The following is a 12,567-nucleotide window of genomic DNA, read 5'->3' as shown; positions in this document are numbered from 1 at the left end:
TGTTTTGGTTACGATAGCAGCATAGAATGATTGGGAGGAATGTTAGTTGATTAAGAAATACACGTGTCAAAATGGAGTAAGAATTGTATTGGAAAATATTCCAACAGTACGTTCAGCAGCAATTGGAGTATGGATCAAAACAGGTTCCCGAAATGAAACACCTGAGTTGAATGGAGTTTCACATTTCCTGGAGCATATGTTGTTCAAAGGGACCACTACGAGAAATGCGCGTGAAATTGCCGAGTCGTTCGATAGTATTGGCGGACAAGTGAATGCATTCACTTCAAAAGAGTATACATGCTATTATGCAAAAGTAATGGATAACCATGCTAGCTATGCGCTTGAAATCCTTTCTGATATGTTCTTCCATTCAACATTTGATGAAGAGGAACTGAAAAAAGAAAAAAATGTAGTCTACGAAGAAATCAAAATGTACGAAGACACACCGGATGATATTGTCCATGACCTCTTAAGTAAGGCGGTCTATGAAAATCATCCTCTTGCCTATCCTATATTGGGTACGGAAAACACACTTGAAACATTCAATAGTGATACTTTAAAGAAATACGTCCATGATATGTATACACCTGATAAAGTAGTGGTATCCATTGCTGGGAATGTGGATGAAAAGTTGATTCAAGAAGTCGAAAACTACTTTGGTTCGTATGAAGGCGGGAAAGAACGTCTAGAATTGCTCAAGCCATCTTTCCATGAAAATAGGATCACTCGTAAAAAAGAAACAGAGCAAGCCCACTTATGCCTTGGTTACAAAGGGTTGGAAATCGGCAATGACAAAACATACAGCTTGATTACCTTGAATAATATTCTTGGAGGAAGCATGAGTAGCCGCCTATTCCAGGACGTCAGGGAACAACGCGGCCTTGCCTATTCCGTTTACTCCTATCATTCCAGCTACCAAGATAGCGGTTTGGTGACAGTCTATGGGGGGACAGGCACAAATCAACTTGATAGCCTGTATGATACCATTCAGGAAACGCTGGATACATTAAAAAGGGATGGTATAACGGAAAAGGAGTTGCGCAATAGTAAAGAGCAACTTAAAGGAAGCTTGATGCTCAGTCTTGAAAGCACGAATAGCCGCATGAGCCGAAACGGAAAAAATGAGCTAATGCTGGGTGAGCACCGTTCCCTTGATGATATCATCATCAAAATTGACGAGGTGACGGAGAATACCGTGAATGAACTGGCAAACCAAATCTTCACGGAACATTCCTTGTCATTAGTGAGTCCGCTGGAAAACTGGGACAAATAAAATGAATAAGTCTGTACCTTCCTTTTATTAATGGGAGGTCAGGCTTTTTTTTATATAAAAATCCTTGGAATAGAAGGCTTCAAAGTTATGGACAATATTTGGATAAATGCCTTCTAAGTTTATCTTTTTCGGATATAGATTGAATAGAAGGTGAAAAAGGGGGAGCTATAATTGAGATTGAGTGAACTGAGCGGGAAGGAAATAGTCGATGTGAACAGGGCGGAAAGATTAGGAATCCTCGGTCAGACGGATTTGGAAATAGATGAAACCGGACAAATTACCACGTTGATCATCCCTTCGGTCAAATGGTTCGGCCTCTTAAGGAATGGCAGTGAAATACGGGTGCCGTGGGAACATATAAAAAAAATCGGAACGGACATGGTCATCATTGATTTTCAGGAAGGGCTTTCACATGAGAATGGAGAGCATATGGACGGATAAAGACAGCAGAAAGCAAACATATGTTAAAAAAACGCCTCAGCTGGCAATAGCTAAGGCGTTTTTTCTTTTCTTATCACCGTTTTTTAAGTGAAAACATAAGATGCAGGGTAACTAGAGAATGCAGCAAAGTGCTTCTTGAGGAAATGTATCATGAGGCTAGTAATGTTTAGGATCTTTTATATAAAGAAGGTGACGGTTTTAATGCTCACAGGCATGCAAATCGCTGTAATTGGTGGAGATGCGCGTCAGCTTGAAGTTGTCCGTAAACTGACGGAGCTCGATGCGAAGCTATTATTAGTAGGTTTTGAACAGCTCGACCATGCTTTTACCGGAGCGGTTAAGGAGAAAATGGAAGATATAAATTTCAAGGAAATTGATTCAGTTATTCTACCTGTCCGGGGCACAGATTCAGATGGAAAAGTGGAAACGATCTTTTCCAGCGAAGATGTTGTCTTGACTGAAGAAATGATAAAAAACACCCCGGCACATTGCGTTTTTTATGCAGGAATCAGCAATGATTACCTCAATGGAATATTTAAGAAAGCGGATCGCAAACTCGTTCTATTGTTCGAACGTGATGATGTGGCTATTTATAATTCTATACCTACTGTGGAGGGCGCGATCATGATGGCCATTCAACATACGGATTTCACTATCCATGGATCAAATGTGGCCGTTCTAGGACTTGGAAGGGTTGGTATGAGTGTAGCCCGGTCATTCCAGGCTCTTGGAGCAAAGGTTAAGGTGGGGGCAAGAAAAAGTGAAGATATTGCGAGGATCAGTGAAATGGCTCTAGCCCCTTTTCATTTAAATGATCTTGCTGTAGAAATGAAAAATGTTGATATATGTATCAATACGATTCCTTTTCCGATAATTACCGCAAAAGTCATTGCGAATATGCCCGTTCATACATTAATTATCGACCTTGCTTCAAAACCGGGGGGAACGGATTTTCGTTACGCTGAAAAAAGGGGAATTAAAGCGCTGTTGGCACCGAGCTTACCGGGTATAGTTGCCCCGAAAACAGCTGGTCAGATATTAGCGAACGCACTGGGACTATTGATTCAAGGTGAGTTCACGAAAAGGAAGGGGAAAAAACTATGAGTCTTCAAGGGAAACGTATCGGTTTCGGATTAACAGGGTCACATTGCACATATGATGAAGTGTTTCCTGAAATAGAAAAACTTGTAAATGAAGGGGCGGAAGTCATTCCAATCGTAACATCGACCGTACAGAACACGGAAACCCGTTTTGGAAAGGGCGAGGATTGGGTTGAAAGGATAGAAAAATTGACGGGGAATCACGTCGTTGATACAATCGTCAAAGCAGAACCATTAGGACCTAAATTGCCGCTTGATTGTATGGTGATTGCCCCTTTAACGGGCAACTCCATGAGTAAAATGGCAAATGCTCTTACCGATTCGCCTGTACTTATGGCTGCAAAAGCGACGATGAGAAATCACCGTCCGGTTGTGGTCGCAATATCAACCAACGATGCACTTGGGTTAAATGGTGTCAATCTAATGAGGCTGATGGCAGCAAAAGATATTTATTTTGTACCGTATGGCCAGGATAATCCAGTAGGGAAACCGAGTTCCATGGTTGCCAGAATGAGCATGATAAGGGATACGATCATTGCGGCTCTGGAGAGTGAACAAATTCAACCGGTAATCGTAGAAAGGTTCAAGGATGATTTAAACTGATCAAGTGTTCTGACACGCTCCCGCTTTCTGATTACTGACATATTATGCATGAATTTGTAGGTTGAAGTTATAAAAAACCACTCCACTACCAGAATATTTTGTTATAGTGCGACCCTTTGGAATGTTAATATGATAAAATAAATGATATTCTGAACAAGTAGAAGTAAATCCAACAAATAACTAATTTAAGAGATAGAAAAGGAGTATGGACAAATGACTGAGACACAGGGATTGCATATTGCAGTTGTGGGAGCAACTGGAGCAGTAGGACAACAAATGATTTCAACACTCGAACAACGGGACTTACCGATAAAGAAAATCATCTTTTTATCATCGGCTCGTTCCGCAGGAAGCAAACTTACATTTAAGGGCGAAGAAATCGAAGTGCAGGAAGCAAAACCTGAAAGCTTTGAAGGCATCGATATCGCTTTATTCAGTGCTGGAGGAAACGTGTCTAAGGAATTGGCTCCAGAAGCAGTGAAACGCGGCGCGATAGTCGTGGATAATACGAGCGCATTCCGCATGGATGAAAATGTGCCGCTGGTTGTGCCTGAAGTAAATGAAGAAGATTTGAAACAGCATAATGGGATCATTGCCAACCCGAATTGTTCAACTATCCAAATGGTAGTGGCATTAGAACCTATCCGCCAGACTTACGGCTTATCCAAAATTGTTGTTTCTACTTATCAGGCTGTTTCAGGCGCAGGAGTCGCAGCGATAAATGAATTAAAAGAACAAGCTCGCGACTTGCTTGATGAAAAAGAAATAACTCCAAAAATTTTACCGGTAAAAGGGGACGAAAAGCATTATCAAATCGCATTTAACGTCATTCCCCAAATCGATAAATTCCAAGATAATGGGTTCACATTTGAAGAGATGAAAATGATTAATGAAACAAAGAAAATCATGCATATGGATGACCTACCGGTAGCAGCTACATGCGTAAGGCTTCCTGTTGTTACAGGTCATTCAGAATCCGTTTATATTGAAGTTGAAAAAGAAGGCGTAGCGGCTTCTCAAATTAAAGATTTGATGAGAACGGCACCTGGAATAGTGTTAGAAGATGAACCGGAACAACAACTTTACCCAACACCTGCATCGTCCGTCGGCAAGAATGATGTATTTGTCGGTCGGATTCGCAAAGATTTGGATGAGGATAAAGGCTTCCATTTATGGGTGGTTTCCGATAATCTATTAAAAGGAGCAGCTTGGAATTCTGTTCAAATTGCGGAAAGCCTTTTAAAATTAGGTTTGGTGACCGTTAAGTAATAATTACAATAGAAAATTAAATTCTAACAGGATAGAGAGTTTTTGTCAGCTTCCCGAATCGGGAAGCTGGCTTATATTTGGGGTGCATATTATGAAAATTATCGTCCAAAAATTCGGTGGGACATCCGTTCGTGATGAGAAAAGCCGTACATTTGCGAAAGGCCATATTGAAAAGGCGATCAACGAAGGCTATAAAGTGGTGGTAGTCGTTTCAGCTATGGGAAGAAAAGGAGATCCCTATGCAACGGATACCTTGCTTTCACTAATAAATGGGGCAAAAACCAGCCTTTCAAAGCGAGAACAGGATTTACTTATGTCAGTAGGAGAAACAATTTCTTCTGTTGTATTTACGAACATGCTGTTAGAAAACGGTATAGGAGCCGTTGCATATACTGGAGCACAAGCGGGATTCTTGACTAATACCGACTATTCAAGTGCGAAAATTGTAGAAATGAAATGTGACCGTCTCATGAAAGAACTGGAATTGAAGGATGTAGTCGTTGTGTCAGGATTCCAGGGAGCGGCTAAAAATGGGGACATCACGACCATCGGCCGGGGAGGTAGCGATACTTCAGCGGCAGCATTAGGGGCGGCATTGCAAGCTGAAAGGGTCGACATTTTTACGGATGTGGAAGGTATCATGACTGCAGATCCACGTATTGCGGAGCAAGCACGTCCATTATCCATCGTTTCATATACGGAAGTTTGCAACATGGCATATCAAGGGGCGAAAGTCATTCATCCACGAGCTGTTGAAATTGCCATGCAGGCCAAAGTTCCGATTCGGATTAGGTCAACATATAGCGAAGGTTTGGGAACACTAGTTACAGGTGTGAACAAAGGCAGCCAGGGCAGTGACATTCGTGAAAGGCTCGTAACCGGGATTGCCCATGTTCCAAAAATCACACAAATCAAGGTGCGCGCAAAAAAAGATCAATACAATTTACAGGCAGAAGTTTTCAAAGCAATGGCCAATGCCTCCATTTCAGTGGACTTTATAAATATTTATCCGAGTGGCGTAGTTTATACCGTTTCGGAAGAGATGACAGAACTGGCCCTTTCCATTTTGGCCGAGCTTGGTCATGAACCGGTCATTGAACGAAATTGTGCCAAAGTTTCCGTTGTAGGTGCAGGCATCAACGGAGTGCCAGGCGTTGCAGCGAAGATTGTCACAGCGCTTTCAGAGAAGGAAATTGCCATTCTCCAGTCAGCGGACAGCCATACGACTATTTGGGTCCTCGTAAAAGAGGAAGATTTAATTGAAGCTGTTAATTCACTTCACTATGCGTTTCAATTGCATGAAAATGAAGTCCAATAATCATAAGGTTTTATTAATTAAAGAGGTGTTAAAAGATGATATTTGGTAGAGTATCAACCGCAATGGTCACCCCTTTCGATAGCAAGGGAAATGTTGATTTTCAAAAAACGACAACATTGGTCAATTATTTATTATCGAATGGAACGGATTCACTTGTGATTTCGGGTACGACAGGGGAATCTCCAACTTTATCTTCGGAGGAGAAAATTGCCTTATTGCGTCATGTTTCGAAGGTTGTTCATAAACGAGTGCCCATCATCATGGGTACAGGAAGCTATAATACGTATGCTTCCATTGAATTGACAAAAAAAGCAGAACAAAACGGTGCAGATGCGATCATGCTGGTGGCCCCGTATTATAGTAAAACGAATCAAGAGGGGTTATACCAACATTTCAAAGCGATTGCAGCTAGCACGACTCTGCCTGTAATGATTTATAATATCCCTGGGCGTGCTTCGGTCAATATTGAACCGGAAACGATCATCCGTCTTTCAAAAATTCCTAATATCGTAGCCGTGAAGGAAGCGAGCGGTGATTTAAACGCGATGACTCAAATCATTGCCGGAACGGATGATGAATTTGCATTATACAGTGGGGACGACGCTTTAACACTCCCTGTTTTAGCGATAGGCGGTGTGGGGGTAGTTTCAGTTGCTTCCCATATTGCTGGTAATGAGTTACAGAAAATAGTGGAAGCCTTCATCAGTGGGAACTTGAAAGAGGCAGCCCGGCTGCATCAGGAACTTTTACCGCTTATAAAGGGTTTGTTTGCAGCGCCAAGCCCTGCACCTGTGAAAACAGCGCTTCAGTTATTTGGAATTGACGTTGGATCGGTGAGACTTCCAATCGTGCCATTGACGGAGCAGGAGCGCCTTGCATTAACTAAGGTATTAAAAAAATAAAAAGTCACGGAACAAGCTGATCGTTGAAGATTGGCTTGTTTTTACATAAAGATGTATTTGAAAGTGGGTTCATATCCAGTTTGGGGTTTGGGTTAAAACAATGAGATTTTCATAAGTCTTAACAGCGAAAATCGGATAAAAACACGTGAAATAAAAGGGATGAATGTCTCATACATAAGTGAAATGAATTTAAAAAGAAATTAAGTGAAAAAACCCCTCTGAAATTGGTAAGTGTTGTCATGTTTTTTGAATATCGGTTATAATGAAATCATTGGGAAATTATGAACGGGATTTTTTAAGGAGGATATTCGATTGGGTAAAGATAAAAATAATGGCATAAAAGTCATTTCTCTTGGAGGACAAGGGGAACTTGGTAAAAATATGTACGTCGTTGAGGTGAACGAAGACATTTATCTTCTTGATGCAGGTTTGATGCTGCCAGGAGAAGAAATGCTTGGAATCGATGCGGTTATCCCTGATATTTCTTATTTAATGGATAATAAAGAACGTGTACAGGGGATATTCATTTCCCATGGTCATGAAGACCATATGGGAGCGCTCGCTTATGTTTTGAAATACTTACCAGTTCCTGTTTATGGAACGAAGCTTACACTTGCTTTAATCAAAACGAAATTAAAGGAAGATGGCTTTAATGGACGGGCAACATTTACGGAGATCGATTCAGATTCTCTTTTAAGTTTCCCACAAGCAGCCGTGTCTTTTTTCCGGACTAACCATAGTATTCCCGATTCTGTCGGAGTCGTGATCCATACCCGTGATGGTGCGATCGTATACACAGGGGATTTCAAATTCGACCAAGCGGCAACCGATTTATATAAGCCGGAAATCGGTAAAATGGCTAGTATCGGTGAAGAAGGTGTCCTATGTTTGCTATCGGATAGCACGGGTGCTGAGAGGCCAGGTTATACGACATCAGAAGCCGTTGTTGCCAGGGATATTACAGAAGCATTCCATGCTGCCTCGGGAAGGATCATCGTTGCGTGCTTCGCATCAAACATCAACCGGATCCAACATGTCTTCAATGCGGCAGCAGCAAGTCGCAGGAAAGTGGCAGTTGTAGGAAAAAGTCTTCAACGTGTTTATGAAACAGCCCTGAACCTTGGGTATTTAAAGGTCGAGGATGAGCTAATAATCCCAATTAATGAAATTAGCCAGTATGACGACCGTGAAATCGTCGTATTATCGACAGGTCACCAAGGGGAGCCCATTGCGGCGCTTCAAAAAATGGCGAAACAGACGCATAAACAGGTAACGATAAAAAAAGGTGATACCGTTTTGATCAGTGCATCACCCCTGCAGGGCGGCGAACTAATTTTATCAAAAACGGTCGATTTGCTTTACAGGGTAGGTGCTGAAGTAGTATCTGCCAACAAATATAAAGTGCACGTAACGGGGCATGGCAGCCAAGAAGAATTGAAAATGATGATCAATCTGATGAACCCTAAATTCTTTATCCCGGTACATGGAGAATACCGCCATTTATATGCCCATCAAAAAGTTGGGGTCGCAGCGGGTATAAAGAAGGAAAATATCGTAATTGCCGAAAAAGGTGATGTCATCGAACTAAAAGGCGATAAAATGAGCCTATCCGGCAAAGTTTCTGCAGGAAATATCTTGATAGATGGCAGTGGTGTTGGCGATGTGGGCAATATCGTTCTCCGTGATCGTCGCTTGTTGTCTCAGGATGGCATTTTGATTGTCGTCGTCACTCTGAACCGTCAGGATAAAAGTATTGCTGCAGGACCTGAAATCATTTCCCGTGGATTCGTTTATGTTCGTGAATCAGAAAAAATGATCGCCGAAGCAACTGAAATAGTAAGTGAAATCGTAAAGAAAAATGGATCACGCCAACCTTTCGATTGGTCTACGCTGAAGCAGGAAATGCGTGATGCCTTAAACCAATTCTTCTATGAAAAAACGAAACGCCGTCCGATGATTTTACCAATCATCATGGAATATTAAGTAAAAACCCCTGATAAGCATTATCAGGGGTTTTTTTCTCTCTGTGTCAAACCACTTATATCTTTAAGAATGAAGTCCAAGACTCGTGACATAATAAAGCTATAGGATTTAAGTGAAAGGGGTTGGCATAGTGGATAATGCACCATTACCAAATGAAAATGAAGGCAGGCAGGAAGGTAAGAATTCTACTTTAATCGAAAAGATCCAGCAGCTGGGGTCTACAAATGTCCCGCAACTATCTCAGGACTCAAAAATCCATTGTTTGACGATCATTGGACAAATTGAAGGACATATGCAGCTGCCACCTCAAAATAAAACGACCAAATATGAACATGTTATTCCACAAATTGTGGCAATTGAGCAAAATCCCAATATTGAGGGGCTACTGGTCATTTTAAATACAGTGGGAGGAGATGTTGAAGCAGGACTAGCCATTGCAGAGATGCTGGCTTCCCTATCAAAGCCTACAGTGTCGATTGTACTAGGGGGCGGACATTCGATAGGTGTGCCTATTGCGGTTTCGTGTGACCATTCCTTTATAGCTGAAACGGCGACGATGACGATTCATCCCATTCGTTTGACAGGTCTGGTTATTGGGGTGCCTCAAACCTTTGAATACCTCGATAAAATGCAGGAAAGAGTCATTAAATTTGTTACACGACACTCCAATGTCACGGAAGAAAGTTTTAAGGATTTAATGTTTGCTAAAGGAAATCTAACCCGTGATATTGGCACGAATGTAATCGGGTCGGAGGCAGTTGAAATCGGTATGATCGATGATGTTGGAGGAGTGGGCCAAGCCATGAGAAAACTAAATAGCTTCATGGAAGAAAGAAGGCCAAAAATAGCAAGCGAAGAGGAGGGGCTTCTTCAATGACGCTCTATACGATCGTTCCTGATGAAATTATTTTCCCTCATCACCACGAGAAGACGGCGAACTTGATAGAAATGATCTATAATGGTGTACATGTCATGGTAGAACATGATGGGGGACGTACGTTTCGCATAGATCGAATAGTGAGCACGGATCCTGAAGATTATATGAATGTTCACATTCAGCCAGGGGCTGTCATCAATATGTTCGAACAGATGAATAGCAGGTAGTAACGACTAACTAAGGAAAATTATGATATACTGGAGTGAAAATCAGCAGCCGCTTGGCTGCTTTATTCATTATGTGGGCAAATTGTCCTTCTATTATAGAAATGGTATATATATCAAGGACAAGGTCATTTTTATTTGGTATAATCAAGGAGCGAACGTTTGTTTTGTGAAGGGAAATCACGATGTAATGTTGAATAGGAATGTTAGAATAGTTTCATGAAGAATCAGGTGATATTATGGCAAAGAAGAAATACAGAAAAAAGAAAAGTACAGAGAAATTAAAAATAACGCTTAAATATGAATTGATTGGCTTGACCTTGATAGGGTTGGCTATCATTGCCATTGCCAAGCTTGGAGCAGTGGGAAACGGGTCGGTCCTTTTAATCCGCTTCTTTATGGGGGAATGGTATATCCTCTTTTTGTTGGGTGCGATTGCTGCCGGTTTCTATTTGATGATTAAGAGAGAGGTCCCATACCTGTTAAAACGGCAGTTGATCGGTACATACTTCCTTGTTGCGAGCATGCTCTTGCTAAGTCATGTAACACTGTTTAATATGCTTGCAGATGGAGGTCCGTTCACGAAGCCGAGCGTCATTTCGAATACGTGGGAATTATTCTGGATGGAAGTGACAGGCAAGGCCAGCACGAAGGATCTTGGAGGCGGAATGATTGGAGCGATATTATTTGCTGCTTCTTACTTTTTATTCGACGAAGCTGGTTCGAAAATCGTTTCAGTCCTTTTTATCATTGTAGGGGCCGTGCTATTGACAGGGAAAACATTAGGTGAAACCCTAGGAAAGTTTTTCATGGGTCTTGGAGGTTTTTTCAAAACTCAATGGTCAGCGTTCAGAGATGATGTGAAAACGTGGAATGAAGACAAAAAAGAAAAGAAAAAAAGTCCCGTGAAAAAGAAAAAACGAGAAAAAGATCCGGTTGAAGAAACGGATCAGACCCTTCATCAAGAAGAGGAAACACAGCAAATGGCAACGGAACGGATCATTTCTAGTTTTGCTGATAAAGCCTATAGCGATGAAGCGGAAATAATTCCGGTTGCAGCAGAACCTGCAGCTGTAAGTACAGAGGACCAGGATGATGCCGTACCGCCTATGAATTTTACGGAAGTGGAAAATAAAGAATATCTATTACCGCCGCTCTCTTTATTATTGCAGCCCCAAAAAACGGACCAAAGCGGTGAGTATCAATTAATTCATGAAAATGCGGCAAAACTTGAACGCACCTTCCATAGCTTTGGAGTGAAAGCGAGGGTCACGCAAGTTCATTTAGGCCCTGCCGTAACGAAATATGAAGTGCATCCGGATGTAGGGGTGAAGGTAAGTAAAATTGTCAGCCTATCCGATGACTTAGCCTTAGCGCTTGCCGCGAAGGATATTCGTATCGAAGCTCCGATTCCTGGTAAATCAGCTATTGGCATAGAGGTACCTAACTCCGAAGTGGCGATGGTGTCATTAAGGGAAGTTTTAGAAGCGAAAGAAGTTGACAAGCCTGACGCAAAACTACAAATAGGTTTAGGGCGAAATATTTCTGGTGAAGCGGTTAAGGCGGAGCTCAATAAAATGCCCCATTTACTAGTGGCTGGAGCAACAGGAAGTGGGAAATCCGTTTGTATCAATGGCATTATCACGAGTATCTTGATGCGGGCAAAACCGCATGAAGTGAAAATGATGATGATCGACCCAAAGATGGTGGAGCTAAATGTCTATAATGGAATTCCGCATTTACTCGCACCTGTCGTGACGAATCCAAAGAAAGCTGCACAGGCTTTGCAAAAAGTGGTCAGTGAAATGGAACGCCGATACGAACTATTTTCTCATACAGGTACGCGTAATATTGAAGGATACAACGATTATATCAACCGGTATAATATTGAAGAAGATGCCAAACAACCACTTTTACCTTATATCGTAGTCATTGTCGATGAGCTGGCTGATTTGATGATGGTCGCCTCAAATGATGTAGAGGATGCCATCACACGTCTTGCACAAATGGCGCGGGCTGCAGGCATCCATTTGATAATAGCCACTCAGCGGCCTTCTGTCGATGTCATAACAGGGGTCATTAAAGCGAACATCCCATCTCGAATTGCTTTTAGTGTCTCATCAATGACCGATTCGAGAACGATTCTGGATATGGGCGGAGCCGAAAAACTGTTGGGTCGGGGTGACATGCTTTTCTTGCCTGCTGGAGCTTCAAAACCGGTCCGGGTCCAAGGGGCCTTTTTATCAGACAATGAAGTTGAGGAAGTTGTCACATATGTAATTTCACAGCAAAAAGCACAATATAACGAAGAGATGATACCGGATGAAATTGCAGAAACTTCAAATGGTGAAGTCGAAGATAGTTTATACGGTGATGCGGTATCCTTGATTTTAGAAATGCAGACGGCATCAGTTTCCATGCTGCAGCGTCGTTTCCGAATCGGTTATACGCGGGCGGCAAGACTTATTGATGAAATGGAAGCAAGGGGAATTGTCGGTCCATATGAAGGCAGTAAGCCACGAAATGTATTGGTGGCTAAAGATGAACAAGACGAAGCGCATTTATCATAGGTAAAAA

At 41.9% G+C, this 12,567-nt stretch carries 11 protein-coding genes; all 11 read left to right on the top strand.

What is annotated here, in order from left to right:
- Nucleotides 1–46: 46 nt before the first annotated feature.
- Complete coding sequence (locus LQ203_RS10990) at nucleotides 47–1,273, top strand: pitrilysin family protein (RefSeq protein ID WP_230157998.1); 1,227 nt, start codon at nucleotides 47–49, stop codon at nucleotides 1,271–1,273.
- Between the two features lie 171 nt (nucleotides 1,274–1,444).
- On the top strand, nucleotides 1,445–1,714 hold the full coding sequence (locus LQ203_RS10985; RefSeq protein ID WP_230157997.1) for a YlmC/YmxH family sporulation protein: 270 nt from the start codon (nucleotides 1,445–1,447) through the stop codon (nucleotides 1,712–1,714).
- A 201-nt stretch (nucleotides 1,715–1,915) separates the two neighbouring features.
- On the top strand, nucleotides 1,916–2,818 hold the full coding sequence (dpaA, locus tag LQ203_RS10980) for a dipicolinic acid synthetase subunit A (RefSeq protein WP_230158270.1): 903 nt from the start codon (nucleotides 1,916–1,918) through the stop codon (nucleotides 2,816–2,818).
- Complete coding sequence (locus LQ203_RS10975) at nucleotides 2,815–3,417, top strand: dipicolinate synthase subunit B (RefSeq protein ID WP_230157994.1); 603 nt, start codon at nucleotides 2,815–2,817, stop codon at nucleotides 3,415–3,417. Before dpaA ends, LQ203_RS10975 begins: the two co-directional genes overlap by 4 nt.
- 213 nt (nucleotides 3,418–3,630) lie before the next feature.
- On the top strand, nucleotides 3,631–4,686 hold the full coding sequence (asd, locus tag LQ203_RS10970) for an aspartate-semialdehyde dehydrogenase (protein ID WP_230157989.1): 1,056 nt from the start codon (nucleotides 3,631–3,633) through the stop codon (nucleotides 4,684–4,686).
- A 91-nt stretch (nucleotides 4,687–4,777) separates the two neighbouring features.
- Entirely contained in the window at nucleotides 4,778–6,004 is a 1,227-nt protein-coding gene (gene dapG / locus LQ203_RS10965; RefSeq protein ID WP_230157987.1) for an aspartate kinase, read from the top strand.
- Nucleotides 6,005–6,039: 35 nt separating this feature from the next.
- Entirely contained in the window at nucleotides 6,040–6,906 is an 867-nt protein-coding gene (gene dapA, locus LQ203_RS10960) for a 4-hydroxy-tetrahydrodipicolinate synthase (protein ID WP_230157985.1), read from the top strand.
- 312 nt (nucleotides 6,907–7,218) lie between these two features.
- Nucleotides 7,219–8,889: a ribonuclease J gene (locus LQ203_RS10955; RefSeq protein ID WP_230157983.1), complete on the top strand. Its 1,671-nt coding sequence runs from the start codon at nucleotides 7,219–7,221 to the stop codon at nucleotides 8,887–8,889.
- Between the two features lie 130 nt (nucleotides 8,890–9,019).
- Nucleotides 9,020–9,766: a ClpP family protease gene (locus tag LQ203_RS10950; protein WP_230157981.1), complete on the top strand. Its 747-nt coding sequence runs from the start codon at nucleotides 9,020–9,022 to the stop codon at nucleotides 9,764–9,766.
- Nucleotides 9,763–9,993, top strand: a complete 231-nt coding sequence (locus LQ203_RS10945) for a YlzJ-like family protein (RefSeq protein ID WP_230157979.1) — start codon at nucleotides 9,763–9,765, stop codon at nucleotides 9,991–9,993. The genes LQ203_RS10950 and LQ203_RS10945 overlap by 4 nt, the downstream gene beginning before the upstream one ends.
- Before the next feature lie 236 nt (nucleotides 9,994–10,229).
- Nucleotides 10,230–12,560: a DNA translocase FtsK gene (locus LQ203_RS10940; RefSeq protein ID WP_230157977.1), complete on the top strand. Its 2,331-nt coding sequence runs from the start codon at nucleotides 10,230–10,232 to the stop codon at nucleotides 12,558–12,560.
- The last annotated feature ends 7 nt before the right edge of the window (nucleotides 12,561–12,567 follow it).

Source organism: Peribacillus sp. Bi96, assembly GCF_918698115.1.
Taxonomy (GTDB): Bacteria; Bacillota; Bacilli; order Bacillales; family DSM-1321; genus Peribacillus.
The sequence above is the reverse complement of the archived record's forward strand: the minus strand, read 5'-3'. Positions and strand labels throughout refer to the sequence as shown.

Coding starts and splice junctions, on each gene's coding strand:
- dpaA (WP_230158270.1), top strand. CDS start 1,916: ATGCTCACAGGCATGCAAATCGCTGTAATTGGTGGAGATGCGCGTCAG.
- LQ203_RS10975 (WP_230157994.1), top strand. CDS start 2,815: ATGAGTCTTCAAGGGAAACGTATCGGTTTCGGATTAACAGGGTCACAT.
- asd (WP_230157989.1), top strand. CDS start 3,631: ATGACTGAGACACAGGGATTGCATATTGCAGTTGTGGGAGCAACTGGA.
- dapG (WP_230157987.1), top strand. CDS start 4,778: ATGAAAATTATCGTCCAAAAATTCGGTGGGACATCCGTTCGTGATGAG.
- dapA (WP_230157985.1), top strand. CDS start 6,040: ATGATATTTGGTAGAGTATCAACCGCAATGGTCACCCCTTTCGATAGC.
- LQ203_RS10945 (WP_230157979.1), top strand. CDS start 9,763: ATGACGCTCTATACGATCGTTCCTGATGAAATTATTTTCCCTCATCAC.
- LQ203_RS10940 (WP_230157977.1), top strand. CDS start 10,230: ATGGCAAAGAAGAAATACAGAAAAAAGAAAAGTACAGAGAAATTAAAA.